Origin of the sequence: Pseudarthrobacter quantipunctorum, assembly GCF_045291495.1 — a bacterium.
In the GTDB taxonomy this organism is placed as follows: domain Bacteria; phylum Actinomycetota; class Actinomycetes; order Actinomycetales; family Micrococcaceae; genus Arthrobacter; species Arthrobacter quantipunctorum.
Window position 1 is genome coordinate 3,641,514 of record NZ_CP148033.1, and the last position, 25,458, is coordinate 3,666,971.

The following is a 25,458-nucleotide window of genomic DNA, read 5'->3' on the forward strand; positions in this document are numbered from 1 at the left end:
AAGCCCCATGCCCGCAGCTAAGGAACGTGTCCGGGTCGCCGGGCGGGAACTGACCCTCACCAACCTGGACAAGGTCATCTATCCGTCGACCGGCACCACCAAGGCGGACGTGCTGGCCTACTACGCCGCCGTGGCCCACGTCCTGATCCCCGCGGCGTACAACAGGCCGGCCACCCGAAAGCGTTGGGTGAACGGCGTGGGGACCGCAGAGAAGCCCGGCGAGGTGTTCTTCCAGAAAAACCTGGAGGACTCGGCCCCGGGATGGCTCCCCCGGGCCGCAATCACCCACAAGGACCGCACCATCCACTATCCGATGGTCAACGACCCCGCCACGCTTACCTGGTTCGGCCAGATCAACTCCCTGGAAATCCATGTGCCGCAGTGGCAGGTGGATTCCCACGGCAGCCAGCTGAACCCTGACAGGCTGGTCCTGGACCTGGATCCCGGGGAAGGCGCAGGCCTGGAGGCCTGCGTGGAAGTGGCCCTCCTGGCCCGCACCATCCTGCAGGACGTGGGCATGGACCCGGTCCCCGTCACGAGCGGCAGCAAGGGCATCCACCTGTACGCCGCCCTGGACAGGTCCCAGACCTCGGAGCAGATCTCCGCCTTCGCCCGTGAGCTCGCACGGGCCCTCGAAGCGGACCACCCCGACCTTGCCGTCAGCGACATGAAAAAGACCCTGCGCAAGGGCAAGGTCCTGGTGGACTGGAGCCAGAACAACGCGGCCAAAACAACCATCGTGCCCTATTCCCTCCGCGGCCGCGCCACACCCAGGGTGGCCGCACCCCGGACCTGGGAGGAGATTGGTTCCCCGGGCCTCAAGCACCTCGACTACAAGGAGGTCATGCGGCGGGTGCAGGACGGCACGGACCCGTTCGCCGCCGTCGTCCACGCCGACGGCGACCCCCGCCTGGGCAAGTACCGCTCCATGCGCGATCCCGCCAAAACCCCCGAGCCGTTCACGGGTGCGCCCGGCAGCGGGGACACCTTTGTGATCCAGGAACACCACGCCAGCCGCCTGCACTATGACTTCCGGCTGGAGCATGAGGGCGTGCTGGTGTCCTGGGCGCTGCCCAAGGGTGTCCCGGAGTCAAGCGGCAAGAACCACCTGGCGGTCCAGACCGAGGACCACCCCCTGGATTACGCCGACTTCGAAGGGACTATCCCCAAGGGCGAGTACGGTGCGGGGGAGGTCACCATCTGGGACCACGGAACCTACGAGCTGCACAAGTGGATCAACGGCAGGGAAGTCATCGTCACCCTCACCGGCGCGGAAGGAGGCGGCTTGGGCGGGACCAGGAAGTTCGCGCTCATCCACACCGGCCGCGGCCAGGGAAAGGATTCCGAGGGCCAGTGGCTCATCCACCTGATGGACCCGGAGCGCCACGGCGGCCGGCGAAGGCACGCGTCCGGGCCCGGGGAGCAGGCGGAGGCGCCGGAGGAAGGCGCCGCGGATAAGACTGCCGGGCCTGCGGGCGCCGGGCAGGCACAGGACGACGGCGGGACCTCCGCCAAAGCGGCAGCCGGCACCTCCGCGCCTGGACCCGAGGATTACAGGCCCATGATGGCCACTTCCGGCGACGTGGCGGACTTGCAGGGCAGCAATTGGCAGTTCGAACTCAAGTGGGACGGGGTGCGCGCCATCCTGGTGGCCGATGAAAAGGCGGTTCGGATTTTCAGCCGCAACGGGAACGACGTCACCCGGACCTACCCGGAGCTGGCCGAAAGGCAGAGCTGGCCGGAACAGCCGTTCGTCGCGGACGGTGAGATCATCGCCGTCGGGCCGTCCGGCAGGCCCGACTTCGGCCTGCTCCAGGGACGGATGAAGCTCACCCGCCCGGCGGACGTGGCACGGGCCCGGACTGCCATCCCGGTCCAGCTGATGCTCTTCGACCTGCTGAACGACGGCGGAACGGACCTCCGGAAGCTGCCGCTCGCCAAGCGCCGGCAGCGGCTGGAGGAATTCTTCACCGCGCCAGACTGCCCGGCCGGGCTCTCCCCGGTATTGGAGGAGCGCGTGGAACACATCCTGGAGAGCGCACGGGAACTGGGCCTGGAAGGGGTGATGGCCAAACGCACGGACAGCCGGTACGTGAGCGGGCAGCGGACCCGCACCTGGACCAAGCTGAAGGTGGAGCAGACGCAGGAGGTGGTGGTGGGCGGCTGGCGTCCGGGGAAGGGCGGCCGGCAGGACACAGTGGGCTCGCTCCTGGTGGGCATCCCGGACGGAAGGAAACTGCAGTACGCGGGGCGGGTGGGCAGCGGGTTCAGTTACAGGGAGCTGACTGAGCTTCGCCAGACCGTTGAACGCCTGGCCAGGAAAACATCACCGTTCCAGGACGTCCCCCGGGAGGACGCCGCAGATGCACACTGGATCACCCCTGAGCTGGTGGGCGAAGTGACGTACAGCGAGTGGACCGGGACAGGGCGGCTCCGGCATCCCGCGTGGCGGGGCTGGCGGCTGGACAAGGAACCGTCGGAGGTAGTGCGCGAAGGCTGAGCCGCTTTGCGGCGCGCAAGTTCTTCTGGGATGTTCCAGTCCCTATGCGACGCGCAAAGTCGGTTGCGATGAAGCAGGAACGTGGCGACACCGTTAGCCCGGTGCCGCCACGTTACTTGTAAGTCGTCAGAGTCTTAGCGCGTCCGCTGCGTGCCCTCAGGATGAGTGGGGCATTTGCGGCCGGCTGGTGCGGTGGATGGCCGTCACTGCGGCTCCCTGCCCCATACGGCCGTGGCCCGCATCCCGCTCCTTCGGGTGCCGCCGCTTTCCGTATCCGTCCGGCCAGGTGCGCTGCCCGGTTCCCGCCATCGGGGCAAGCGGTGCTTCCGCGCCGGGCATGTCGGGGGTGTTCATCGCCTCGGCAAGGTGGCTCGCCACCTCCGGGTTGATCTGCTTTTCCATGTTTTCGTCAGCCATTTTGTTCTTCCTTTCCGCGGTGAAATGAAGTGGTGCCAGGGGCGGCCGCTTTGGGCCTTTTGCGACTGAAGGAGGGCGGGCCCGGCGCGGGCCGCAGGCGTCCGCCTAAGTGAAAAAGAGTGTTCCCATGGCACAACCTTAGGGAGGCGCAGCGCGCCTGTGAACCCCCCTTCTTGCCGGGGCCGGAAAGGGCCGACGGCGGCGCGCAGCCCGTGCCGCGGAACAGCGGGAAAGGCCGTGGCACGCGTCACTTTGGGGCTCCGTGGCGGCGGAAATAGCGGCAGTGTGGCGTATACCACTTAAATAGTCCGGCAGTAACGGCGCCACCGGCCGTTCTTCCCAGTGCTGGCAAGGGATCCGCGGGGGCAGGGAAACGCCGCGGAAGTTGTCCATGAGGCCCCAAAAAGGGTTGATCCTACGGCATCAGGCGGCGCTCCGCCACGGCATTCGCGTAAAATTGAAGGCCTGCCCAGAGCGGGGCAGCTACAAGTCGCAAGCAAATGACCTCCACAGGAGTTACCCAAATGCCCACAGACCGAAGCATGACCGACTCTTCCGCAGGCCTTAATCCCGCCTCCGGAACCAACCCAACTGCACCGCCCGGAACGCCGTCGCCGGTGGCTTCCACGAACCCGCGGAAACCAAAAATCCTCGCCCGGCGCCGGCTCAAAGAGTCGGACGTCAACGTGGTTGACCAGCCCATGCTGAAGAAGGCCCTCGGCGGAACCATCGTGGGCAACACCATGGAGTGGTACGACGTGGGAGTGTTCGGCTACCTCATCACCACCATGGGTCCTGTCTTCCTGCCGGAATCGGACCCCACCACCCAGACCCTCTTCCTCCTGGGTACCTTCGCGGCCACCTTCATCGCCCGCCCCCTGGGCGGAGTGATTTTCGGCTGGCTGGGCGACAAGATGGGCCGCCAGAAGGTCCTCGCCGCCACGCTGATGCTGATGGCAGCGAGCACGTTCGCCATCGGCCTCCTGCCCGGATATGCGCAGATCGGACTGTGGGCCGCCGGACTTCTGGTGCTCCTGAAGATCATCCAGGGCTTCTCCACCGGCGGCGAGTACGCCGGTGCCACAACGTTCGTCAGCGAATACTCCCCGGACAAACGCCGCGGCTACTTCGCGAGCTTCCTGGACCTGGGCAGCTACATGGGCTTCGCGATCGGCGCCGCCCTGGTCTCCGTCCTGCAGCTGACGCTCGGCCAGGCAGCCATGGAGGAATGGGGCTGGCGGATTCCCTTCCTGATTGCCGGTCCCCTGGGGCTGATCGCCGTCTACTTCCGGAGCAAGATCGAGGAATCCCCGCAGTTCCAGGCAACCATGGACGCCCAGGAGGATCTCGCCAAGCACGCCGCTGCCGGCGACGGGGCCGTTGTCAAGGGACCGGTAGGAATCGTCAAGGCCTACTGGCGCTCCATCATCGTTGCCATGGTCCTGGTGGCCGCCGCCAACACGGCCGGTTACGCCCTGACGTCCTACATGCCCACCTACCTCACGGAGTCCAAGGGCTACGATCCGGTGCACGGCACCCTGCTGACCATCCCCGTGCTGGTAGTCATGAGCCTCTGCATTCCGCTGACCGGAAAGCTGTCGGACCGGATCGGCCGCAGGCCCGTCCTGTGGATCGGTGCAGTCAGCACAGTGGTCCTGGCCATTCCGGCCTTCCTGCTGATCGGCATCGGCGAGATCTGGTCCACCCTGACCGGCTTGGCGCTGATTGCCTTCCCCGTGACGTTCTACGTTGCCAACCTGGCCTCGGCCCTCCCGGCCCAGTTCCCCACCTCCAGCCGGTATGGCGCCATGGGCATCGCCTACAACTTCTCGGTGGCGATCTTCGGCGGCACCACTCCGTTCATCGTCGCGGCCCTCATCGGCGCCACGGGCAACGACATGATGCCTGCGTACTACCTGATGGCAACCTCGCTGATTGGTGCCGTGGCCATCTACTTCCTGAAGGAATCGGCCCGGCGTCCGCTGCCCGGCTCCATGCCCAGCGTGGATACCCAGGCTGAGGCCCGCGAACTTGTTGCCACCCAGGACGAGAACCCGCTGATCAACGTGGACGAACTCCCGTTCGAGACACAGGACATCACGGACTCAAACGGCACCGGGAAGGTTACGGCCGGCGTCTAGCCTGTCCTGCCGCGGCACCGCATGCGGCACAACCCTTCCGGGGCATGTCCTGTAGCCCCCGCTCAGAAGGCCCGTCCAGCGTGTTTCCTTGGGGGAAGCACGCTGGACGGGCCTTTGGCGTGCCAGTCACAATGACGCCCCATGTCCCCGTATCTTCGCTGGACATGACCGGCCGGACCAGCCGGTGATAGCTTCCAGAGGGCCAAATCAGGAAAGCATCAGGAGGTGGGCGTGGAACGGATCCTCCTGCAGGTGCGCGCGCTCCACCGGCTTGAGCCCGCCAGCAATGACCATCTGGCTGCGGCGCGGGTTGCCCTCAGCGTGGCGGTCCCATCCCTCCTGCTCCTGGCGGCGGGCCGCCCGGACCTCATCATCTACGCCGTCTTCGGTGCCCTGACCGGCATGTACGGGCGGTCCGAGCCGCACCAGCTCCGGCTCCGGCACCAGGGCCAGTCCGCCGTCGTCCTGCTCACGGGAGTGGCGGTGGGCGTGTTCCTGTCCGTCAACCATCTCCACTCGTGGTGGCTGGTGGGCGTGGAGGCAGCCCTGGCCGGCGTCGGATCCGTTTTTGCGGACCGGGTACGGCTCAAGCCCAACGGACCGTTTTTTGGGATCCTGGCGCTGGGGGCCTGCGCGTCGGTACCCACCGTGGTGCCATGGCAGGTGGCCATGCTCATCGCAGCCGGGTCCGCCGCGTTCTCCATGCTGGTGGGCTTCGGCGGCTGGATCCGCCGCAGGTCCTGGCAGCGCGGCGCGGTCCGGGCTGTTCCTGCTGTGACCCCCGCCGGCCGCCGGGAGCTGCTGGTGCACGCTGCCCGCTACATCCTGGCGGTAGGCGCCGCCGGCACCGTGGGCGTCCTGACCGGAAGCGGCCATCCGCACTGGGCCATGGCGGCTGCTGCCGTGCCGCTGGCAGGAGCCGACCTCCCCAGCAGCGTCCGGCGCGGCGTCCACCGCATTGTGGGAACGTTCCTGGGACTTGGTGTGACCGCCGTCGTCATCCTTCCCGTTCCGTGGTCCCTGGCGGGGCTCTTCCCGGGCGGGCAGGCCGTAGTGCTGGCCCTCCTGGTGGTCCTCTTCCAGTTCACCACGGAGCTGTTCATGACCCGCCACTACGGCCTGGCCATGGTTTCCTTTACGCCCGTGATCCTGCTGATGAGCCAGCTCGCCGACCCAATCGACCCCACAGTCCTGATCCTGGAACGCGGGGTGGAGACCCTGGTGGGGGCGCTGGTGGGGATTGCCGTGGTAGTGGCTGTCCGGCGGGCCGGGACCCGGACGCTGGCAGCGCTACTGGGGCGAACGCGCATCCTTCGGCTTCCGCGCAGGCCCCGCCACTAGCCTCGCCGGCGCAATCCGCGCCACGGCCGCCACCACCTTGTACCGCTTGGACGGGATGGACACGGCTTTGCCCCGCGCGTTGTCCGCCAGGCCCTCACGCACCACCCGCCCCGCGTGCAGCCACGCCCAGGACGGCGCCACCGACTTGTCCATGCCCATCCGGTCGTGGAACTCCGTGTGGGTGAAGCCCGGACAAACAGCGGTGACCTTGATGCCCTGCCTGCCGTACGCGAGGTTGGCCCAGCGGCTGAAGCTCACCAGCCAGGCCTTGGCAGCCGAGTACGTTCCCCGCGGGAGGAAGGCCGCAATGCTGGCTACGTTGATGATCCGGCCGGAATGGCGTGCCAGCATCCCTTTCAAGGCTGCGTGGGTCAGTTCCATGGCCGTTTCACCGTGCAGCTTCAGGTGTTTTTTCTCCTCCGCGATGGGGTTGTCCTCGAAGTTGTGCAGCAGCCCGATGCCGGCGTTGTTCACCAGGACCTCCACCGGCCGCTCCGGATCGGACAGGCGTCCGACGACGGCTGCCACGCCGTCGTCGGACGTCAGGTCCGCCGGGAGTACTTCCGCCGTGACCCCGTAGCGCCGTTCCAGCTCCGCCGCGGATTCCTCGAGTCGGGCCCGGTTCCGGGCCACCAGCACCACGTTGTGGCCCTGCGCGGCGAGCTGCCGGGCGAACTCGGCGCCAAGCCCGGCGCTGGCGCCGGTGATGAGGGCGGTGGTCCTTGCGGGTGCATGGGGACCGTCTGGGGTCATGGGGCAAGCCTAGCCAGATCCCTCCTCTGCGGCCTGTTCTGCACGGAATTTGGCCAGGGGGTTGGCCAGCCGGCCGGCCATCTGGAGTCCTCCGGAGGGGTCGGTCAGGTCCAGCATCTGCTGGTTGTTGCGGAGCTGGAGCCGGTTGAGGCAGGACAGTTCGAAGTCCGCCGCGAAGAGGTCGTGGCGGGCGAACTGGCCCGCAAGTTCGGGATGCCGGGCCTGGTAGTCCTTGATGGCTTCCGCGGCCGTGCGCCAGAAGTCATCCTGGGACAGTGTGCCGTCATCATCCAGGAGGGCGGCCAGGAAGCGGAAGATGCAGTCGAAGACATCGGTGAAGATAGCCAGAACCCGTTCGCCGTCCGGGATGTCCGCCTTGATCCGGGACACGTCCCCGGGGAGCTCCAGCCTGTCCCCCATCACCACGATCTCTTCAGCGATGTCCTTCATGATGGCCTTGACCGGAACGCCGTCCTCAAGCACCAGGATCACGTTCTCGCCGTGCGGCATGAAGGCCAGCTCGTACCGGTAGAGGCAGTGGACCAGCGGGACGAGGTAGGCCTCGAAGTAGCGCCGCAGCCACTCTTCCGGGCTCAGGCCGGAGCGCTCAATTAAGGCCGCAGCCATGGGCTTGCCGGCGGAATCGGTGTGCAGGAGCGAGGCCATGGTGGCCAGTTGCTGCCCGTCCGCCAGCAGCGGCAGGGGGCTTTCGCGCCAGAGGGCGGAGAGCATCTTGCGGTAGGGGGAGCCGGGTGCGGACCCGGCTTCGTAGTACCCGTTGTGGTAGCCGATTGCTGCCACCTCGGCGATCATGGTGAAGCCGCGCTGCTGTAGGGCGGGGTCCTCCAGGATCAGGGTCCGCAGCCACTCGTTGATGGCCGGCGTGGCTTTCATGTACTGGGGCGACAGGCCGCGCATGAAACCCATGTTCAGGACGGACATGGCGGTCTTGACGTAGCTCCGCTCCGGTGCCGTGACGTTGAAGAACGTGCGGATGGACTGCTGGGCCTGGTAGCCGTCAGTCCCGCTTCCCAGATGGACGATGCGCTGCAGGGCAATCTCCGCGGCGAAGGTGACTGCCAGCTTGTTCTCCCACTGCCACGGGTGGACCGGCATCAGGAAGTAGTGGTCCGGGTCCAGTCCCAGCGCGTGGAGCCGGGCATGGAAGCTGCCCAGCAGGGGGCCCAGTTCGGCGCCCAGGTGGGACCGGTAGTCGAGCCCTTCGGCGGAGGTGAAGACGGCGTTGCTCCGGTGCACGGCGATCCATTCCAGCAGGACAGGGGCGCCGGTTTCCGGGGCGAAGGCGTGATAATCGTTGATGCCGAACCCCAGCCGCCCGTTGTTGGCAACGAAGCACGGGTGGCCTTCGGTCATGCTGCGCTCGATGGCCTGGAAGTCCGCGGCCGGGTTGCGCCCGCCGGTGATGCCGGCCGCCAGTTGGGCGGACGACGGCTGGCCTGCCCGTTGCTTGTACGCGTGGCTTGCCAGGGTGCTGCTGATCTCCTCGAGGTAGACGGGCAGCATCTGGATATTGATGCCAAGGGTTTCGTGGAACGCCGTGATGAACTCGAGCACGTCCAGCGGCGCTTCGGTGCCGTCCCGGAAGTGCCGGATGGACGCCGCGTCAATGGACCAGTGGTCCAGTTCCAGGATCCGCGCGTCGAAGCGGTACTGGTGCGTGCCGTCGGCGCTGCTGACCCGGTAGCTGACGCTTCCGTTCGCGGGTTCGGGTTCGGATTCCGGTTCGGGTTCGGGGACAAGGATCCGCTCGTGGGAAAACTCGGCGAGCGCCTTCCGCAGCAGGTGCCGGTTGGCCCTGGCCCAGGCCCCTGCCGTGAGGTGCGGGACCTGGCCGGCTGGCTGGGTGACGCCGGGGACTGCGGCGGTGCCTGCTGGGGCGGTGGTGCTTGGCGCGGGTGTGGCATTGGCGGGTGCGGGCTTGGTGGACGCGGGCACGGTGCTGGTTGGTTCGAGCTGGATGGTCACAGTGATGCTCCCTGGGAGATAAGCGGACGGGACGGGGTGGCTTGCCGGGCGGTGGCCGCTGGCAAGGCTGTGGTGGCTTGCAGGGCGGTGCGGGCGGCGAGGTAGTCGGACCGGTGGCAGAAGCTCAGCAGCGCTTCCTTGTCCGGAAGGGCCACCACGCCGGCAGGCTGGAAGCCCAGCCGTTTGTTGAGGGCATGGATCTTTGTGTTCCGCGCATCCGGTTCCACCACGATGCGCTCCACACCGGGCTCGCTGAACAGGCGGGCCAGGACGGCGTCCATCACCGCTGCGGTGTAGCCGGGCTCGGGACCGTCCGACGGCGGGGCCACCAGCAGGTGCATCCCCACGTCACCGGGCAGGACGGGGTAAACGCCCGCCAGCGGCGAGGCTGCCGGCTGGTATTCCTCCATCAGGAAGGCGGGCATGCCGCGGTCGAGCCCCAGCAGCGCGTGGTGGTGGCCGCTGGACTGGATCTTTGCGTACTCCCGGGCAACGTCTTCCACGGTGGCAGAAAGCATGCCCCAAAACGAAGCGTAGGGCCGGGTCACCCAGCTGTGTACAAGTGCGGCGTCGGCTGCGGCATCCAGGCATCGGAACGTAAACCTCATGCCGGCACCCCCGCCCCGACGTCGGAAGCCGAGATGCCGGAAGCCGAAGTGCCAGATGCTGCGCTGCCGGGAGCTGCGGTGTTTTCAGCCCCACGGACGGCTCGTCCTACCACTCCGGGGCCCGGGGCCGGGGGCGCCCCGAAGTGCTGGAAGGCGATGCTCTCCTCCACCGGATACACCTCCCTGCCGGTGATTTCCCGCAGGATGCAGGAGTTCCGGTACGCGCCCATGCCGAGGTCCGGGGTGACGAAGCCGTGGGTATGCAGCTCGGCGTTCTGGACGAAGATTTCCCCGGGCCGGACGCCGGCGCTGTAGTTCCGGTCCACCGCGAACCTGCCGGCACTGTCCCGTGCGATGTGCTCCTGGATGCCTGCCAGGAATGCCGGCTCCCGGTAGCTGTAGCCGGTGGCGAGCACCACGGCGCCGGTGTCCAGGGTGTAGGAGGTGCCCTGCTCTTCGTGCCTCAGGTGCAGCGTGTGGGTTCCGGCCGCCGGGTTCCACTGCGCGGCGGTCAGGGACGAGTGCGTCAGCAGCTGCGTGTCCACCATTCCGGAGATGCTCCTGGTGTAAAGGAGGTCATAGATGGCGTCGATCAGATCGGAGTTGATGCCCTTGTAGAGGTTCTTCTGGGTCTTGTTCAAATGGTCGCGCTGGTGCTGCGGCAGGCCGTGGAAGTAGTCCACATATTCCGGGGAAGTCATCTCCAGGGTCAGCTTGGTGTACTCCAGGGGGAAGAACCGGCCGGAGCGGGTGACCCAGTTCAACTGGTAGCCGTGCGCGTCCGCCTCCTGCAGCAGGTCGTAGAAGATCTCCGCCGCGCTCTGGCCGCTGCCCAGGATGGTAATGCTGCTCTGCTGCTGCAGCTCCGCCTTCCGGGACAGGTAGTCGGCATTGTGGAGGGCCACTCTGCTGCCGTCGGCGGCAGCCTCAGCAACAATGCCCTCGGCCGGCGACGGGACGTACGGCGAGGTGCCCGTGCCCAGCACCAGCCGCCGCGCCAGCAGCACCTCCTGCCCGCCCGGGCCGGACACTGAAAGCCTGTACACGCCGTCGTCGTACGTTACATCCAGCACAGCCGTGCCAAAACGGACCGACGGCAACTGCCCGGCCACCCACTGGCAGTACTGGTTGTACTCGGCCCGGAGCGGGTAGAAGTTTTCCCGGATATAGAAGCGGTACAGCCGCCCGGTCTGCTTGAGGAAGTTGAGGAACGAATAGGGCGAGGTGGGATCCGCCAGGGTAACGAGGTCCGCCATGAAGGGAACCTGCAGGTGGGCCGGTTCCAGCATCATGCCAGGGTGCCAGTCGAAGGAATCGCGCTGCTCCAGGAAGATGCCCTCAAGGCCTTCCACCGGCTCGCTGAGTGCGGCCAGCCCCAGGTTGAAAGGCCCGACGCCGACGGCAGCAAAGTCGTAGATGCGGCTCATGCGGCCACCTCGGCCTGCAGCAGCCCGGCGCCGGTACGGCGCAGGAGGTGGATGATTCCGGCGATGTCCTCCAGCGTGGCCTCGGCGTTGAGCAGGGTGAACTTCAGGTAGTGCCGGCCGGCCACCTTTGTTCCCGCCACAACCGCTTCCCCTGAGGCGAAGACGGCCGCGCGGATAGCCGGGTTCAGCGCATCGGCAGCGTCCTCGGACAGCCTCTCCCCCTCTTCCAGGCGGGGCCGGTAGCGGAACACGAGGGTGCTGAGCTGCGGCGGGGCGGCCAGTTCAAAGTCGTCATCCGCCGCCAGGACCGTGCCCACGCGGGCTGCAAGGTCGATGGCTTCGTCAAACAGGGCGCCGATAGCGTCCGCTCCCATGATCCTCAGGGTGAGCCACAGTTTCAGGGCATCGAACCGGCGGGTGGTCTGGATGCTCTTGTCCACCTGGTTGGGGATGTCGGCCAGGGCTGCGCTTTCCGGGTTCAGGTAGTCGGCGTAGTAGGTGATGTGGCGCAGCATGCTCCCGTCCCGGACCAGCAGGGCGCTGGAACTGACCGGCTGGAAGAAGGTCTTATGGAAGTCCACGGTGACCGAGTCCGCCAGCCGCGTTCCGTCAAGGAGGCGGCGGTACCGGCCGGACACCATCAGCCCGCCCCCGTAGGCGGCGTCGATGTGGAACCACGCACGGTAGGCCCTGGCGAGCGCAGCCGTTTCCGCGAGCGGGTCCACCGCCCCGAAGTCCGTGGTTCCGGCGGTGGCCACCACTGCCATGGGGACCAGGCCGGCGCTGCGTGCGTCCGCCATTGCCTCGGCGAGGGCCGCGGGATCCATCCGGTGGTCAGGCGTGCACCGCACGGAGATGACGGCGTCGAACCCCAGGCCCAGCATGGAGGCCGACTTTTGGATGCTGAAGTGGCTGTCCTCCGAGGTGAAGATCCGCAGGGAGTCCAGCAGCGCCGGCAGGCGGAGGCCGGCACGTGCCGGGTCCTGCCGGAGGCCGGCCACTGCGTGGTTGCGCGCGATCAGCAGTGCCTGCAGGTTGGACTGGCTTCCGCCGGAAGTGAAGATGCCGTCCGCGCTCCCGCCGAGGTGCAGCCGTTCGGCCGCCCAGTCGATGAGCCGACGCTCAATCATGGTGGCGCCGGCACTTTGGTCCCAGGTGTCCATGGAGGAATTGACCGCGGACAGGATGGCCTCCCCCACCAGGGCCGGAATCACCACGGGGCAGTTCAGGTGAGCCGCGTACTTGGGGTCGTGGAAGTAGACGGCGTCGCGCAGGTACACGTCCTCGAGTTCCTGCAACGCGGCTGCCGTATCCGGGAGCGGGGTGTCGAGGTCCACGGCACCTACGCGGGCTTTCATGCCAGCGGGCTCGACGCCAGTGAACGGCTGCGTGGTCCGCTCCAGCTTGGTGGCCACGGCAGTGACGCCCTGCAGGACATGGGCGACGTAGCGCGGCGAGTTGCGGGAATTGAGGAGGTGGTTGGTGGCGCCCAGGGCAAGTTCCACGCGGGAGCCGAAGTCCTGGCCCTGCCCCAGTGGGCCCTGTTCCAGCGGGCCCTGTAGCAGTGGGCTGTGTTCCCGCGGGCCAGGCGCTGACGGGGAGTTGGCGGGCTCATCCAGATTTGTCTCATCAAGGCGGGGCATCAGCGGCACTGGTCGTCCTTCTGTCGGGAATCACAAAAAATCACAAAGGACAGCCTTACTTAGGTAACCCTTTTAATCAAACTTCTGTGATGTATTTCCAGAAATGACTAAATTCCCCCGCTTTTAGGCCCGTCGGGCCGTCATTGACTGGCGGCTGGCGGCAATCTGCTTCACAATTCCCCCGTTTCAGTCGGGGGCGCATGACAAGACGCGGGTGACCCTCCCGGCCTAGGGTTGGCTCACCAGCAGCACGTCCGGGCTGCAACGCAATCAGGGGGATGCATGGAGCAGGGAACAGCAGGCGCAGTGGGATTCCGGGAAGTGGACCCCGACGGGAACCCCGTCCGCAGCGAAGCCCCCGCCGACAGGGAGGAAGGCTATGGCGGAGGCAGCGCCTTGACCGTCAACCCGTTTATTGCCGCCCTCTGGCTCCTTGCCGCCGCGCTCATCGGCGGAGGCGCCTGGGTGTTCCTCAATGCGAATTCCATGGTGGGCCCCTCCGCCGGAGGAATGCCAACATCTTTCCTTGTGTTCACCTTCGCCCCTTATGCGATTTTCGCCGGACTCGCAGCGCTGGTCTGCCTGCTGTTCTGGCATGCCGTACAGTGGCAGCGCCGGCGCCGCTAGGGAGGTTCCGTGCCGGCCGGGACGCATCGTCCGCACTGCGGAACACGATCCTGGCGTGGACTGGGTCACACGCGGATTTGCCCGGGGATTAGTAAGCATGCTTAGGTATTGGGGTAAACGAACCTCCGCAAGCAGTTCGCGGCGGGGCCGCCAACGCCGGCAGTTCCGTGAAGAAGCCCAAGGATGACCCATCATGACCACCGTTGCAGACCACCAGCTTACGGCGCCCGGAGAAACCGGCGCACGGGCAAACACTCCGCTGGACTCCACTGAACCAGCGGACATGGGGCTGCTGCTCACGCTTAACTCCCGCATGCACTGCCGCGCCCCAATGCAGCGGGTGGATCCCGAAGATATGCCTGTCCGGCTGCCCGTGTACGTCGACGAAGCCACGGTAGTACCGATGGGAGCCGGCCCGGTTTCCGAGCACGTGGAGACCTACCGGTGCGCTTGTGGTTTCACCATCGACGCGCCGGTCCTCAGCGGGCACGCCCTGGCCAGCTGACTGCTGCCGCACCACCGGTTCCCGGCACGTCCCGCCCGGGCGGCTGACCAGCAGGGCCGCGCAGCCAGAGCGTCAGCCCTCCGGCCAGTCAACGAACTGTTCGTAGCCCTCATGCTTCCGCAGATAGGCTGCGATGAAGGGGCAATGGGGAATGATCCGTTTGCCGGTGGCTACCACGTCATCGAGCGCGAAGTGGGCCAGCACCTTCCCCAGGCCCTGGCCTTCGAAGCCCTCCGTGGTTTCGGTGTGGCTGAAGTCGATGTGCCCGGGCTTGTCCTTGAAGAAGGTTTGGACAGCCAGTTTCCCGTCCACCCGCAACTCGTACCGGTGGTCTGCATCATTGCGTGCCAGTGAAACGTCAGGGCTGAACTGGTCTTCGGTGGACGTCATGTTCTCGGTCATGGTTCGACAGTGGCACTACTTCACTCCGGTGGCAATGGCTCCTCCCCCGCTGTCATTCCCCGGGCGGAAATCCGTCCAGGCCCGGGAGGGTCCACCGCGGCTAGGCAGCAAGGGCGGCTACGCCGAGCACGACGGCGAGCAGCGGCGTGGCACCCTGGGTTGCGGCGGCGCGGAGGTACTTCCTGCCGGACAGCGCCAGGACGAGCGAGGCCAGCAGCATGGAGCCGCAGGAGCTAAAGACCAGGGTCCAGCCTGCGGCTGCGAGGACCGGATCCTCCGGTGCCAGCGCCACGAAACCTGCCCCCGCAAGGGCTCCCGCGGCCAGGAACAAATTGTAGAAACCCTGGTTGTAAGCAAGCGCTTTGGTGGTCTCCGCGTCAGCCTGGCTGGCCACTCCGAAGCGCTTCCAGGTAGCTGGCCTGGTCCAGGTGATGGACTCCATGGTGAAGATATAGATGTGTAGCACTGCGGCCAGGAGGGCAAAAAAGAGGGAGGCCAGGATCATGGGTTGATCCTAGCCTCCCCCTCCTGGAGTTTTTGTCCTCGGATGCAGGCCCCGCGGGTTCCAGCCCGGCTGGACAAACCTCGAGTGGACGTCAGCGCGTGAGCGTCGCCAGCGTGGTGGCAGCGAAGGCGCGGGCCGAGCTGTTCCAGTGGCCCAGGAGCCCCTGCAGGTTTTCGCCGTCGGACCGGTGGCCCGGCAGTTGGTCCTGCAGGGTGGCGAGTACCCCGGTGCGGAGCTCGGTGTTGAAGTTGACCTTGCCAACGTTCATGGCGGCTGCCTTCACCAGCTCCTCCGCGGGAATTCCGGAGGCGCCATGCAGCACCAGTGGAATGTGCGTCCGCACCGCGATGTCCTGCAGGACGTCCCAGCGCAGCTGCGGCTCCCCCTTGTACTTGCCGTGCACGTTCCCCACCGCGACGGCGAGCAGTTCCGCGCCGGTCCGGGACACGAAGTCCTCGACCAGCGCCGAATCGGTCAGACCGGCCACGGCCACGCCGGACTGGTCTGCACCGAAGGCGCGGTCCTCGTCACCGGGAAGGCCGCCAAGCTCGGCTTCAAGCACCACGTCAGGGCCCAGCAACGCCCGCGCCTCGCGGACCAGCGCAATGTTGTCCTCGTAAGGCAAGGCGGAGCCGTCGGCGAGGACGGAATCCGCCCCTGCCGCGACGGCGTCGGCCATCACCTGAAGGTCCGTTGCGTGGTCAAGCTGCACGGCCACGGGCACGGAGGCGGCGTCAGCGAGGCCGCGGACGGCTCCGATGAGGCGCAGGCCGTTGGGCGTGGCGGCGGTCTTGGGAGCCACCAGCAGGATGGCGCCGCGGCCCGCCTCCTCCGCTGCGGCCACCACGGCCATGGCGGTGGTGAAGTCGTAGCAGGTGAAGGCCGGGACGGCGGAGCCGTGCTGGAGTGCAGAGGTGACCAGGTGGTCGAGCCGGGTGCGCATCAGACGCCCAGGCCGCCCACGAGGATCCACACCAGGAAGGTCAGGGCAAACCCGGCCAGGCCCAGGATGGTGGTGAGCACGGTCCAGGTTTTCAGGCCGTCAGCCACGGACAGGCCCAGGTACCGGGTGACGATCCAGAAGCCGGAGTCGTTGACGTGGCTGAGTCCGAATGCGCCGAAGCCGATGGCAACCAGGATGAGGGCCGTCTGGATGGGTGAGAACCCGCCGTCGGCAACGGATGCTGCCAGCAGGCCGGAGGTGGTGATGATCGCTACGGTGGCGGAGCCCTGGGATGCGCGCAGGATGGCGGCGAGGATGAACGCCATCACGATGACCGGAAGGCCTGCGGTCTGCAGCCCTTCGGCGAGGGCCTTGCCGATGCCGGAGACCGTGAGGACCTTGCCGAAGACGCCGCCGGCGCCGGTGACCAGGATGACGATGGCCGTGGGAGCCAGGGCCGAGTCCATGACTTCGCCGGTGTGCTGGGAGGACCAGCCGCGGCGGATTCCCAGGAAGTAGTACGCCAGGCCGAGGGCGGTGAGCAGGGCGATCAGCGGGGCGCCAATGAATGCGGCGAGCTGGGCGGGGAAGGAATCCTTGGGCAGGATGACTGCACCCACGGTGCCAACCATGATCATCAGGATGGGCAGGACGATGAGCGTGATGATCATGGCCGGGCTGGGGGCCGTCTTCACCTGGTTCCTGACGGCAACTGAGGAGGTCCCCTGCGCCGCTTCCTGTTCAACCTGGGACGTGCCGGTGCCGAAGAGGCGGAACTGCTCGGCGGTGGCGGGAAGCATGGTGAATTCGCGGCGGTTCAGCCGTCGGGCCACGAAGTAGCCAAGGACGCCGACCGGGATGCACAGCACGAGGCCCAGGATGGTGGTCCAGCCGATATCGGCGCCGAGGATGCCTGCGCCGCCCACAACGCCGGGGTGCGGCGGGACAACAACGTGGATGGCGAGCATGATGGCGCCCACCGGAAGGCCGATTTTGACGGGGTTGACGCCGGCGGCCTTGGCGAAGCCGTAGATGATGGGAATCAGGATGATGAATCCGACGTCGAAGAAGACGGGGATGGCCAGCAGGAAGGCTGCGGCGGTCAACGCTGCGATGACCCGGCGCGGGCCGAGCAGCTGCGTGAACTTCCCGGCCAGCGACTGCGCACCGCCGGAAATCTCGATCATCTTGCCGAGCATGGCGCCGAGGCCAACCAGGATGGCCACTGACCCGAGGGTTCCGCCCATGCCTTCGGTAACGGTCTTGATGACGTCCGGCAGGGGGATGCCGGCCACCAGGGCAACGGCGACGCTGACCACCAGAAGGGCGAGGAAGGCGGGGATCTTGAACTTGATGACGGCCACGAGCAACAGGGCGACGCCCGCTGCTGCTATGGCCAGGAGAGCTAATGCGCTCATCGTGTGTCTCCTTTGACATCGCCAGTTAAGACTAGCGAGCTGGTTTTTCTAGGGGAATGCCGGGGGAACGGCAGGGAGGGTGCGACGACGGCGGAGGGGGGACCGCCGCCGTCGCACGTTTGGGGGAAGGTGGGATTATTTGGTGCGCTTGGTGGGGGCGACCACCTTGATGACGGCGGAGTCATCGGCGGCGGCGAGTCCTTGGGCCTGGCCCAGGAGGTAGAGCTGCTCGGCGGCTGCGGCAACCGGGGCCGCAAGTCCGGCCGCGCGGGTGGCTTTGCCCACGATGCCCATGTCCTTGACGAAGATGTCCAGGCGGGACAGCACCTCGGCACCTTCCTCGTTGTAGGCCTCAAGGATCCGGGGGCCACGGTTGGACAGCATGAACGAGCCTGCGGCGCCGGCTTCGAGGGCGGCGAGGGTCTTTGCCTGGTCCAGTCCCAGTGCGTCGGCGAGGGCCATGGCTTCCGCCGCCGCAGCGATGTGGATACCGCAGAGGAGCTGGTTGACGGTTTTGAGGGCCTGCCCGTCGCCGGGCTTGTCGCCCACCACGGTCAGGGTGGAGGCCAGCAGTTCGAGCGCGGGGGCCGCCTTCTCGCGGGCTTCCGGTGAAGCGCCGACGACGATCAGCAGGTCGCCTTCCCCGGCGCGCTTCGGGCCGCCGGACAGCGGGGCATCAACAAGCTCGACGCCGTACTCGGCAAGCTTTTCAACCGTGGCGGGGATGGCTTCGGTGCCCACGGTGCTGCCGAGGATGACGACGGCGCCGCGCTCCAGCACCGAGGCCACGCCGTTCTCGCCGAAGAGGACATCGTTGAGCTGTTCGCCGTTGCGGACAGCCAGGAGCACGGCGTCGGCGCCCTTGGCGGCTTCACGGGCGGTGGCGAACGTGGCGATGCCGGCTTCTTCAGCGAGCTTCAGCCGGGGTTCAGCGATGTCGAAGCCGTGGACGGTGAGCTGGGATGCCAGCCGGGTGGCCATGGGCAGGCCCATGGCACCGAGGCCCAGGACGGTGATGGTGTAGTTGCTGGTCATGGTGTTCTCCATTGAATGTGTGCGGGAGCCGGGGATTAGAAGGTGTTGCTGAGTTTGCGGGTGACGTCGGCGAGGGACTGGTCATCGCCCACGTTGCCGGCGAAGACGATGTAGGGGATGCCCTTGGCGGGGCCGTCCACGGGCTCCCAGAGGGAGACGATGCCGGGGAGCATGGGGCCGCGGACAATTGCGTGGCGGATTTCCAGGCCGTGGGCGGCGACGTCCGAGGAGGTGATGCCGCCCTTGGCGATGACGAACCGGGGCGGGAAGGTCTTGAGCGTCCGGTTGACGACGGCGACGACGGCGGCGGAGACCGTGCGGGCGATCCGCAGGCTTTCGGCGGGGTCGTCTGCCTTGATGAGCAGCCGGCTGGTGTGGACGATGACGTCGCCGCCGCGGAGGGCTTCGACGACGGTGTCCACGGTGTGGTCAAGGTGCGCTTCGGCGACGCTGGGGGCACCGAGGAGCTTTTCGACGTCGATCTCCACGATCCGTGCGGCGCTGTGCTGGTCGGTGAGGGCCTTGAGCTGGCGGGTGGTGACGCCGACGTGGGAGCCGACGACGATGAGGCCCCCTGCCTCGGAGGGCGTGTTGCCTGCGTAGGCCTCGGCGCCGCTGAGTTCGGTGCGGATCTCCTGGCCGATCCGGGCACGGCCGAACGGCGGGCCCACGCGGTAGAGGAGCTTCTTGCCGCGCCGTTCGGCCTCTTCGAGGCCCAGGGACAGGGCACGGAGGTCGTTTTCGGTGACGATGTCGGCCACGATCGGGGTGGAATCGGTAGCGGGCTCGATGGCGTCGGCGATGGCTTTCGCTGAGATTGCCGGGTCCTGCGCGGAGGCGCCGGCGCGGATGGTGTTCAGGTCCAGCACGATTACCGAACCGGCGGCGAAGCGGCCCTGCGACTTTTCGGCAACGTAGTCGGCCATGACCGAGGTGGTGAAGCCGAAGGTGGCGTCCTTGGCGAATTCGGTCTCGGACACCGGGGTGAGGGTGCCGGCTGCCTCACCGGTGCCGCGCATGAAGTGGACTCCGCCGATGGTGACCCGCCCGGCGTCGGGGAAGGCTGGAACCAGGACCACGCCGTCGGTCTTTTCTCCGCTGACGTCCGCCACGGTCGCGGCGATGACGTCCGGCTCCAGTGGGTAGTGGCCGCGGAGGGTGGAGTCGCTGCGGCTGACGAACCCGAGGCGGAGTTCCTGGGGTGAGCCTGCTGCCGCGAGCGCGTTCCGCACCACTTCCTCATTGCGGGCGGCGGCCTCGGCCGGGTCCAGGCTGCGGGTGTTCGTCAGGACGTAGACGGCAGGCTTGGACTGGCTGAAAGCCCAGCTGAAGTCCTCGACGTCCCAGCGGGTGAGCACGGGCAAATCCGCCACCGACTGCGTTCCGGTGGGATCGTCGTCGAGCACAACCAGGATCCGCGGAGTCTCCGCATTGGAGGCGGCCAGGGTGCTGGCCACCAGGTCGGCGGGGATCTGTACCTCGGCCGGGTAGGCGGCCAGAACGTCTGCTTCAAGCGTCACGATGCACTCCGTTGTGTTGAATCCGTTGTATGAATCCGGGGCGGCGGATCCTGATGTAGAGATAACTGTAAGATGTCAGACATCTTGCATTTGGTTTAGTGTGGCATACGACATAGAGACGCGCAAGTAGACTTGTCCGACATATGCAGTGAAGGAATCAACGGGGGCGCAATGGCGAGGCAATCACTGGTGGGCCAGGTGGCCGATGAGCTACTGGACCGCATCATTACCGGTGAGTTCCCGCCGGGCGCCACCGTCCCGGGCGAACACGAACTGAGCGCCCGGCACGAAGTAAGCCGGATGACGGTGCGCGAGGCCATGAAGACGCTGCAGGCCCAGCGGATCCTCAGTGTTGAACGCGGCCGCGGCACATTCGTGAACCCGCTCAACCGCTGGGCGTCGCTTGAGGCGGTGTTGCGTGCTGCATCGGAGGGGAAGAACGAGGCAGAGACCTCGGTCCAGCTCATCGAGCTCCGGCGGATGCTGGAAACAGGTGCCTGCGAACTCGCGGCAGGGCGGATACGCGACGAAGATATCCGGACGCTCCACAGTTATGTGGACAGCATGCGCGCCGCCCATGAGGTGAACGACGTCGCCGCCTTTGTGGAAGCGGACCTGGCGTTCCACGACCTGATCCTGCATGCCTCCGAAAATGTCTTTGTGTCCGTGCTGTTCGAACCGCTGCACCAGGTGCTGCAGAAGCGCCGCACCCAGACGTCCGCGGTCCGGGAAATCCAGGAGCACGCAATCGGACACCACCAGAAGATTGCCGAAGCGCTGGAATCCCGCGACCCCGTGCGGTCGCGGCAGGCCATGGATGACCACATGCAGCAGACGCTGGACGACCTCAAGAACTTGGTGCTCGAGGCGAAGTAGCCTGACTTCCCCCTGGATTTAGTGCCGGCGGGGCCGTGCGGACCCTCCCGCCGGCAGCCACGGAACATCCGGATAAGGCTGGCCAACGTTCTTGCAGTCCTACTAGTCTTCAAGGACGGCCCGCAACCGGGAGCCGCAAGGCGATCACTAGGAGCGAAGTTGTCCAACCACACGTACAGCATTTCTGAAATTGTCGGCACGTCGGATCAGGGTGTGGACGAGGCCGTCCGCAATGGCATCGCGAAGGCCTCACAGACCCTCCGAAACCTGGACTGGTTCGAGGTGAAGGAGATCCGGGGCCACCTGGAAGAGGGCAAGATCGCTGACTGGCAGGTCACCATGAAAGTCGGTTTCCGCCTCGAAGAGTAGTGGTTCCAACGCAACTGGCTCGCAGCCGACGTCCCCGATATCCGTGAGGGGGACATTGGCTGCGAGCCAGTTGCTGTTTATCTAGTTTGCCGAGACCGTGCCTGCTGAGCGCCGCCGCCAGACTGTTGGGACGCCGTCGAACGCGGGAAAAACGTGGCCTTCGAAGAAGGACAGCACGGTGTGCGGGTCATGGTCCGGACTCCAGAGGCCGGACACCGGGCAGTGCGAGCCGGTGGCTGTGGAAGGAGCGCCGGCCGCGGCACCCTTGCGTTCCTTAAGCAGTGCGATGCGTTTCATCGTTGAGACCATCCTTGGGTGAAGAAGCGTGTTATTCCAGCCTAGGAAGCGGCCGGTTCTTCCCCAATGGGCTCGTGGCCAGAATCAGCCGGTTCAACTGGCCAAAAGCACAACGTTCCTTGTAGCCCTACTCCCGGTTCTCCACAGCGGCCGTCGCGGCGTCCCGGGTCCGAGGCTCCGCGGCAGGTCCGGCAGCCCCCAGGCTCCCCAGCAACGCCAGCGCATCGGCCGATGGCGAGCCCGCCTTCGCGGAGTACACCCTGAGCGTCTGGTCGGGATCGTCCGGGAGGACGAGGTTCTCAAAGTTCAGTTCCAGATCCCCGACGGCGGGATGATGCAGCCGCACGCTGCCCGCCGACCGCGTGGCCACGCGGTGCCCTGCCCACCATTGCCGGAAGTGCTCGCTGTGGACGGCAAGTTCGCCCACCAGCTGGTTGGCCTGGGCGTCGTTCGGGTGCCGGCCAACGTCCACCCTTAACGCGCCTGCCGCTTCCGCGGCGACAGTCTTCCAGTCGCGGAAGAGCTCCCTGGCACCGGGATCAAGGATGAGCCAACGGGTCAGGTTCCGCTCGGCTGCCGGAAGCGCGGGGAAGTCGGTGAACAGCAGGAAGGCCATCCGGTTTCCGGCAAGGACATCGCTGCGCCGTCCCAGCACCATGGCCGGCACATCGCCCACCGCTTCAAGGAGCTGCCGGAGTGCCGGGCGGACACCCTGGGCGGCGGAAACGCTGGACCGGGCGGACCCGGCGCAATTCTCCAGCAGGTCCAGCATGTGCGCATGCTCGCCGGTGTCCAGCCTGAGGGCCCGCGACACAGCATCCAGGACAGTCCGCGAAGGGTGGATGTTCCGGCCCTGCTCCAGGCGGACGTAATAGTCAGTGCTCACTCCTGCCAGGCGCGCAACTTCCTCGCGGCGGAGGCCAGGCACCCGGCGCGCACCGGAAGCGGGCCCCGCTCCGGCGTCCTCGGGACTCAGGCGGGACCGCATGGCTTTAAGGAATTTTCCGAACTCGGCGCTTTGACCCATGCAGACCATTCTGCCCGGCTGGGTGGTCCCGTTCTACAACGAAGGTAGGACTGGCAGTCCTAGGAAAAACAGAATCAGGCAGCCCTGCTGACTTACCGGCGAAAAGTGCATAGGCTCAGGAGGGAGCCAGCGGAAACCGCTTTCTTCCTATCGGGTCCACGGCATCCCACTACCGCACCAGCGCATCAAGGAGCCCCCATGTCAGAGCTGACACTGAACAACGGCGTCACTATTCCCCAGCTTGGCCTCGGCGTTTTCCAGGTCCCGCCCGAAGACACGCAGCGGATCGTGGAGGACGCCTTCGAGGCCGGCTACCGCCACATCGACACCGCCGCCGGTTACCGCAACGAGGCCGGAGTGGGCGCCGCCATCGCGGCCACGGGGATTCCGCGCGAGGAGATCTTCGTGACCACCAAGCTGCGGAACGGCGAACAGGGCCGGGCGCAGGAAGCATTCCAGAACAGCCGCAAGGCACTGGGCCTGGAATTTGTGGACCTCTACCTGATCCACTGGCCCGTCCCCTCCCAAGGACTGTACGTCCAGGCATGGAAGGAGATGGAGCGGCTGTACGAGAACAACCAGATCCGCGCCATCGGCGTCTCCAACTTCCTGGCCGAACACCTGGACCACCTGCTGGAATCCGCGGAGATTGTCCCTGCCGTCAACCAGATCGAGCTCCATCCCAGCTACCAGCAGGCCCCCCTCGCGGCCAAGTGCCGGGAACGGGGTATCGGCGTCGAGGCGTACAGCCCGCTCGGCCAGGGCGGCGACCTCAACGGAAACGCCGTGACCGCCATTGCCAACGCCCACAACGCCACCACGGCCCAGGTGGTTCTCGCCTGGCATCTCGCTACCGGGAACATCGTGATCCCCAAGTCCGTGGATCCCGGACGCATGCGGGAGAACTTCGCCGCCGCCTCCTTGAAGCTCACGGATGACGAACTTTCCGCAATCACCGCCCTGGAGTCCGGCGCCCGGATCGGCTCAGATCCCGCCGTCGCCGCCTTCACCCAGCTGTAGACCAGCCCACGGACCCCCGTCCCCGAAAGGACACCCCATGCAGTACACCCATCTGGGCCGCTCCGGCCTGACAGTCTCCCGCCTCTGCCTCGGCACCATGAACTTCGGCCCCCAGACGGAAGAAGCGGACGCCCATTCCATCATGGATTCGGCACACGAGCAGGGCATCAACTTCTTCGACACCGCCAACGTTTACGGCGGCGCCGGCCACCGCGGCTGGACCGAAGAGATCATCGGCCGCTGGTTCGCCAACGGCGGCGAGCGCCGGGAACACACGGTGGTGGCCACCAAGCTGTACGGCACCATGACGGACCGGCCCAACGAGTCCAGGCTCTCCGCCCTGAACATCCGCCGGGCCCTGGACGCCAGCCTGAAGCGCCTGCAGACCGACTACATCGACGTTTACCAGTTCCACCACATCGACCGCGACACCCCGTGGGACGAAATCTGGCAGGCCATCGAGGTAGCAGTCCAGCAGGGCAAGATCCTGTATTCCGGCAGCAGCAACTTTGCCGGCTGGCACATTGCGCAGGCGCAGGAAGCGGCGCAACGGCGCCATTACACGGGCCTGGTCAGCGAGCAGTCCATTTACAACCTCTTCATGCGCCAGGTGGAATTGGAAGTGATTCCGGCCGCCCAGCAGTACGGGCTGGGCCTCATCCCCTGGTCCCCGTTGCAGGGCGGGCTCCTGGGCGGCGTACTGAAGAAAGAGCGCGACGGCGTCCGGCGCACCGAGGGACGGGCGGCGGAGACCCTCAAGAAGCACGAAGACCAGATCCGCCAGTACGAGGATTTCGCGGATGAACTCGGCCACGAGCCCGGTGACGTTGCCCTCGCCTGGCTCCTGCATCAGCCCGCCGTCACGGCACCCATCGTGGGACCCAGGACTCAGGAACAGCTCGACGCCGCTGTCCGCGCCCTCGACGTCACCCTGGACGCCGATGCCCTCAAGCGGCTGGATGACATCTTCCCGGGGCACCGCACGGCTCCGGAAGACTACGCGTGGTGAACCCACTCACCCCTGACGCCGACACGGTGGCGCCGAGAAGCATCCTTTTCATCGGCGGCACCGGGGTCATCAGCACGGCGGCGGCAGAACGCGCCGTCGCGCTGGGACACCGGCTCACCATCCTCAACCGGGGCCGGTCCACAAGGCCGGTCCCGGAGGGGGTGGAAATCCTCACGGCCGATGTGCGGGATGCGTCCGCGGTCCGCGCCGCGCTCGCCGGGCGCGAGTTCGACGCCGTGGCGGACTTTATTACCTTCACGCCCGACCAGGCGAAGGCCAGCCTGGACCTGTTCGCCGGGCGTACCGGACAATACGTTTTCATCAGCTCCGCCTCCGCCTACCAGAAGCCGCCCACCACGCTGCCGATCCGCGAGTCCACGCCGCTGAAGAATCCGTTCTGGCAGTACTCCCGGGACAAGATTGCCTGCGAGGAACGGCTCTACCAGGCGTACCGCGAGCAGGATTTCCCACTCACGGTGGTGCGGCCTTCGCACACCTATGACCGCACCAAGATCGGCATGGTGGGCGGCTGGACCGACATCCACCGGATGCGCGCCGGACTTCCGGTCATGGTGCACGGAGACGGGACATCGCTGTGGACCCTGACCCACAGCCAGGACTTCGCCAAGGCATTCGTGGGGCTGCTGGGCCGGCCGCAGGCGGTGGGCGAAAGCTACACCATCACCTCGGATGAGTACCTGCCCTGGAACCAGATCTACCAACTGTTCGCGCGGGCTGCCGGCGTCAGAGAGCCGGAACTTGTCCATGTGGCTTCTGAAACCATCGCCGCGCACAGCGCCGAACTGGGGGCCAACCTCCTGGGAGACCGCTCACACTCCGTGGTTTTCGACAACACCAAGATCAAATCCCTGGTGCCCGGCTACTGCGCCACCATCCCTTTCGCCGACGGCGCCCGCGAAATCGTGCAGTGGTTCGATGCGAACCCCGAGCTGCAGACCGTGGACCAGGACTACATGGCCCTGGCAGACCGGCTCACCGCGTGGGCGCGGAGCGGGGCGTAAGGTCCAGCCACCGCCCTGGGGTTGGCAGGTCAACGCCCTCCAATTCGCCGGAAGGGTGCGGCGACGC

At 66.6% G+C, this 25,458-nt stretch carries 24 protein-coding genes; 10 read left to right on the forward strand and 14 right to left on the reverse strand.

The window, feature by feature from the left end; translation table 11 throughout:
* Window positions 1-7: 7 nt before the first annotated feature.
* Entirely contained in the window at window positions 8-2,500 is a 2,493-nt protein-coding gene (locus WHH00_RS16615; RefSeq protein WP_406634481.1) for an ATP-dependent DNA ligase, read from the forward strand.
* A 156-nt stretch (window positions 2,501-2,656) separates the two neighbouring features.
* On the opposite strand, the gene WHH00_RS16620 is transcribed toward WHH00_RS16615, so the two are convergent.
* On the reverse strand, window positions 2,657-2,917 hold the full coding sequence (locus WHH00_RS16620; protein WP_406634483.1) for a hypothetical protein: 261 nt from the start codon (window positions 2,915-2,917) through the stop codon (window positions 2,657-2,659).
* Between the two features lie 524 nt (window positions 2,918-3,441).
* Here WHH00_RS16620 and WHH00_RS16625 point away from each other — a divergent pair.
* Window positions 3,442-5,058, forward strand: a complete 1,617-nt coding sequence (locus WHH00_RS16625) for an MFS transporter (RefSeq protein ID WP_400515906.1) — start codon at window positions 3,442-3,444, stop codon at window positions 5,056-5,058.
* A 231-nt stretch (window positions 5,059-5,289) separates the two neighbouring features.
* A complete protein-coding gene (locus WHH00_RS16630; RefSeq protein WP_406634485.1) occupies window positions 5,290-6,399 on the forward strand; it encodes an FUSC family protein in 1,110 nt (369 codons plus the stop codon).
* On the opposite strand, the gene WHH00_RS16635 is transcribed toward WHH00_RS16630, so the two are convergent.
* Genes WHH00_RS16635 through WHH00_RS16655 form a run of 5 tightly spaced genes read right to left on the reverse strand, consistent with a single transcriptional unit; the run spans window position 6,349 to window position 12,816 of the window.
* Window positions 6,349-7,152: an SDR family NAD(P)-dependent oxidoreductase gene (locus WHH00_RS16635; RefSeq protein ID WP_406634487.1), complete on the reverse strand. Its 804-nt coding sequence runs from the start codon at window positions 7,150-7,152 to the stop codon at window positions 6,349-6,351. The genes WHH00_RS16630 and WHH00_RS16635 overlap by 51 nt on opposite strands.
* A 9-nt stretch (window positions 7,153-7,161) precedes the next feature.
* Window positions 7,162-9,138, reverse strand: a complete 1,977-nt coding sequence (locus WHH00_RS16640; protein WP_406634489.1) for an IucA/IucC family protein — start codon at window positions 9,136-9,138, stop codon at window positions 7,162-7,164.
* Window positions 9,135-9,746: a GNAT family N-acetyltransferase gene (locus WHH00_RS16645; protein ID WP_406634491.1), complete on the reverse strand. Its 612-nt coding sequence runs from the start codon at window positions 9,744-9,746 to the stop codon at window positions 9,135-9,137. The genes WHH00_RS16640 and WHH00_RS16645 overlap by 4 nt, the downstream gene beginning before the upstream one ends.
* Window positions 9,743-11,173 carry a lysine N(6)-hydroxylase/L-ornithine N(5)-oxygenase family protein gene (locus WHH00_RS16650; RefSeq protein WP_406634493.1) on the reverse strand — a complete coding sequence of 477 codons (1,431 nt, stop codon included), beginning with the start codon at window positions 11,171-11,173 and terminating at the stop codon, window positions 9,743-9,745. The genes WHH00_RS16645 and WHH00_RS16650 overlap by 4 nt, the downstream gene beginning before the upstream one ends.
* Window positions 11,170-12,816, reverse strand: a complete 1,647-nt coding sequence (locus WHH00_RS16655) for a pyridoxal phosphate-dependent decarboxylase family protein (protein ID WP_406638647.1) — start codon at window positions 12,814-12,816, stop codon at window positions 11,170-11,172. The genes WHH00_RS16650 and WHH00_RS16655 overlap by 4 nt, the downstream gene beginning before the upstream one ends.
* Before the next feature lie 282 nt (window positions 12,817-13,098).
* On the opposite strand from WHH00_RS16655, the gene WHH00_RS16660 reads away from it, so the two are divergent.
* Both WHH00_RS16660 and WHH00_RS16665 read left to right on the forward strand, forming a co-directional pair.
* A complete protein-coding gene (locus WHH00_RS16660) occupies window positions 13,099-13,443 on the forward strand; it encodes a hypothetical protein (RefSeq protein ID WP_406634495.1) in 345 nt (114 codons plus the stop codon).
* 193 nt (window positions 13,444-13,636) lie between these two features.
* Entirely contained in the window at window positions 13,637-13,948 is a 312-nt protein-coding gene (locus tag WHH00_RS16665) for a hypothetical protein (RefSeq protein ID WP_406634497.1), read from the forward strand.
* 72 nt (window positions 13,949-14,020) lie between these two features.
* On the opposite strand, the gene WHH00_RS16670 is transcribed toward WHH00_RS16665, so the two are convergent.
* The 6 genes from WHH00_RS16670 to WHH00_RS16695 form a co-directional block, all read right to left on the reverse strand.
* Window positions 14,021-14,350, reverse strand: coding sequence for a GNAT family N-acetyltransferase (locus WHH00_RS16670; protein WP_231457101.1), 330 nt, complete (start codon window positions 14,348-14,350; stop codon window positions 14,021-14,023).
* A gap of 100 nt (window positions 14,351-14,450) precedes the next feature.
* Entirely contained in the window at window positions 14,451-14,855 is a 405-nt protein-coding gene (locus WHH00_RS16675) for a DUF1304 domain-containing protein (protein ID WP_406634500.1), read from the reverse strand.
* A gap of 91 nt (window positions 14,856-14,946) precedes the next feature.
* Window positions 14,947-15,798, reverse strand: coding sequence for a class II fructose-bisphosphate aldolase (locus WHH00_RS16680; protein ID WP_406634502.1), 852 nt, complete (start codon window positions 15,796-15,798; stop codon window positions 14,947-14,949).
* Entirely contained in the window at window positions 15,798-17,216 is a 1,419-nt protein-coding gene (locus tag WHH00_RS16685) for a GntP family transporter (protein ID WP_406634505.1), read from the reverse strand. Before WHH00_RS16685 ends, WHH00_RS16680 begins: the two co-directional genes overlap by 1 nt.
* A gap of 135 nt (window positions 17,217-17,351) precedes the next feature.
* A complete protein-coding gene (locus tag WHH00_RS16690) occupies window positions 17,352-18,251 on the reverse strand; it encodes an NAD(P)-dependent oxidoreductase (protein WP_406634507.1) in 900 nt (299 codons plus the stop codon).
* 35 nt (window positions 18,252-18,286) lie between these two features.
* The gene (locus WHH00_RS16695; RefSeq protein ID WP_406634509.1) at window positions 18,287-19,771 is read right to left on the reverse strand and encodes a four-carbon acid sugar kinase family protein; all 1,485 of its coding nucleotides are present in this window, start codon (window positions 19,769-19,771) and stop codon (window positions 18,287-18,289) included.
* A 171-nt stretch (window positions 19,772-19,942) separates the two neighbouring features.
* Between WHH00_RS16695 and WHH00_RS16700 the strand changes: the two genes are divergently transcribed.
* Together WHH00_RS16700 and WHH00_RS16705 are read left to right on the forward strand one after the other, a co-directional pair.
* Window positions 19,943-20,647 carry a FadR/GntR family transcriptional regulator gene (locus WHH00_RS16700; protein WP_406634512.1) on the forward strand — a complete coding sequence of 235 codons (705 nt, stop codon included), beginning with the start codon at window positions 19,943-19,945 and terminating at the stop codon, window positions 20,645-20,647.
* 159 nt (window positions 20,648-20,806) lie between these two features.
* Window positions 20,807-21,016, forward strand: coding sequence for a dodecin (locus WHH00_RS16705; protein ID WP_231457108.1), 210 nt, complete (start codon window positions 20,807-20,809; stop codon window positions 21,014-21,016).
* An 81-nt stretch (window positions 21,017-21,097) separates the two neighbouring features.
* Here WHH00_RS16705 and WHH00_RS16710 read toward each other — a convergent pair whose 3' ends face one another.
* Entirely contained in the window at window positions 21,098-21,313 is a 216-nt protein-coding gene (locus tag WHH00_RS16710; protein WP_406634515.1) for a hypothetical protein, read from the reverse strand.
* 127 nt (window positions 21,314-21,440) lie between these two features.
* Window positions 21,441-22,340 carry a helix-turn-helix domain-containing protein gene (locus WHH00_RS16715; protein ID WP_406634518.1) on the reverse strand — a complete coding sequence of 300 codons (900 nt, stop codon included), beginning with the start codon at window positions 22,338-22,340 and terminating at the stop codon, window positions 21,441-21,443.
* A gap of 198 nt (window positions 22,341-22,538) precedes the next feature.
* Here WHH00_RS16715 and WHH00_RS16720 point away from each other — a divergent pair, with 198 nt between their 5' ends.
* The 3 genes from WHH00_RS16720 to WHH00_RS16730 are packed head-to-tail and all read left to right on the forward strand — an operon-like array spanning window position 22,539 to window position 25,391.
* Window positions 22,539-23,360 carry an aldo/keto reductase gene (locus WHH00_RS16720; protein WP_406634520.1) on the forward strand — a complete coding sequence of 274 codons (822 nt, stop codon included), beginning with the start codon at window positions 22,539-22,541 and terminating at the stop codon, window positions 23,358-23,360.
* A 37-nt stretch (window positions 23,361-23,397) separates the two neighbouring features.
* Window positions 23,398-24,369 (forward strand): aldo/keto reductase, encoded by a 972-nt coding sequence (locus WHH00_RS16725; protein WP_406634522.1) that lies wholly within the window; start codon window positions 23,398-23,400, stop codon window positions 24,367-24,369.
* The gene (locus WHH00_RS16730) at window positions 24,363-25,391 is read left to right on the forward strand and encodes an SDR family oxidoreductase (RefSeq protein ID WP_406634524.1); all 1,029 of its coding nucleotides are present in this window, start codon (window positions 24,363-24,365) and stop codon (window positions 25,389-25,391) included. The genes WHH00_RS16725 and WHH00_RS16730 overlap by 7 nt, the downstream gene beginning before the upstream one ends.
* Window positions 25,392-25,458 lie beyond the last annotated feature (67 nt).

Bases quoted from the DNA above. Each gene is read 5' to 3' on its own strand.
- WHH00_RS16710 (WP_406634515.1), bottom strand. From the start codon at position 21,313: ATGAAACGCATCGCACTGCTTAAGGAACGCAAGGGTGCCGCGGCCGGC.
- WHH00_RS16690 (WP_406634507.1), bottom strand. From the start codon at position 18,251: ATGACCAGCAACTACACCATCACCGTCCTGGGCCTCGGTGCCATGGGC.
- WHH00_RS16625 (WP_400515906.1), top strand. From the start codon at position 3,442: ATGCCCACAGACCGAAGCATGACCGACTCTTCCGCAGGCCTTAATCCC.
- WHH00_RS16720 (WP_406634520.1), top strand. From the start codon at position 22,539: ATGTCAGAGCTGACACTGAACAACGGCGTCACTATTCCCCAGCTTGGC.
- WHH00_RS16685 (WP_406634505.1), bottom strand. From the start codon at position 17,216: ATGAGCGCATTAGCTCTCCTGGCCATAGCAGCAGCGGGCGTCGCCCTG.
- WHH00_RS16660 (WP_406634495.1), top strand. From the start codon at position 13,099: ATGGAGCAGGGAACAGCAGGCGCAGTGGGATTCCGGGAAGTGGACCCC.
- WHH00_RS16655 (WP_406638647.1), bottom strand. From the start codon at position 12,816: ATGCCCCGCCTTGATGAGACAAATCTGGATGAGCCCGCCAACTCCCCG.
- WHH00_RS16650 (WP_406634493.1), bottom strand. From the start codon at position 11,173: ATGAGCCGCATCTACGACTTTGCTGCCGTCGGCGTCGGGCCTTTCAAC.
- WHH00_RS16620 (WP_406634483.1), bottom strand. From the start codon at position 2,917: ATGGCTGACGAAAACATGGAAAAGCAGATCAACCCGGAGGTGGCGAGC.
- WHH00_RS16680 (WP_406634502.1), bottom strand. From the start codon at position 15,798: ATGCGCACCCGGCTCGACCACCTGGTCACCTCTGCACTCCAGCACGGC.
- WHH00_RS16725 (WP_406634522.1), top strand. From the start codon at position 23,398: ATGCAGTACACCCATCTGGGCCGCTCCGGCCTGACAGTCTCCCGCCTC.
- WHH00_RS16615 (WP_406634481.1), top strand. From the start codon at position 8: ATGCCCGCAGCTAAGGAACGTGTCCGGGTCGCCGGGCGGGAACTGACC.
- WHH00_RS16715 (WP_406634518.1), bottom strand. From the start codon at position 22,340: ATGGGTCAAAGCGCCGAGTTCGGAAAATTCCTTAAAGCCATGCGGTCC.
- WHH00_RS16635 (WP_406634487.1), bottom strand. From the start codon at position 7,152: ATGACCCCAGACGGTCCCCATGCACCCGCAAGGACCACCGCCCTCATC.
- WHH00_RS16675 (WP_406634500.1), bottom strand. From the start codon at position 14,855: ATGATCCTGGCCTCCCTCTTTTTTGCCCTCCTGGCCGCAGTGCTACAC.
- WHH00_RS16665 (WP_406634497.1), top strand. From the start codon at position 13,637: ATGACCACCGTTGCAGACCACCAGCTTACGGCGCCCGGAGAAACCGGC.
- WHH00_RS16700 (WP_406634512.1), top strand. From the start codon at position 19,943: ATGGCGAGGCAATCACTGGTGGGCCAGGTGGCCGATGAGCTACTGGAC.
- WHH00_RS16645 (WP_406634491.1), bottom strand. From the start codon at position 9,746: ATGAGGTTTACGTTCCGATGCCTGGATGCCGCAGCCGACGCCGCACTT.
- WHH00_RS16670 (WP_231457101.1), bottom strand. From the start codon at position 14,350: ATGACCGAGAACATGACGTCCACCGAAGACCAGTTCAGCCCTGACGTT.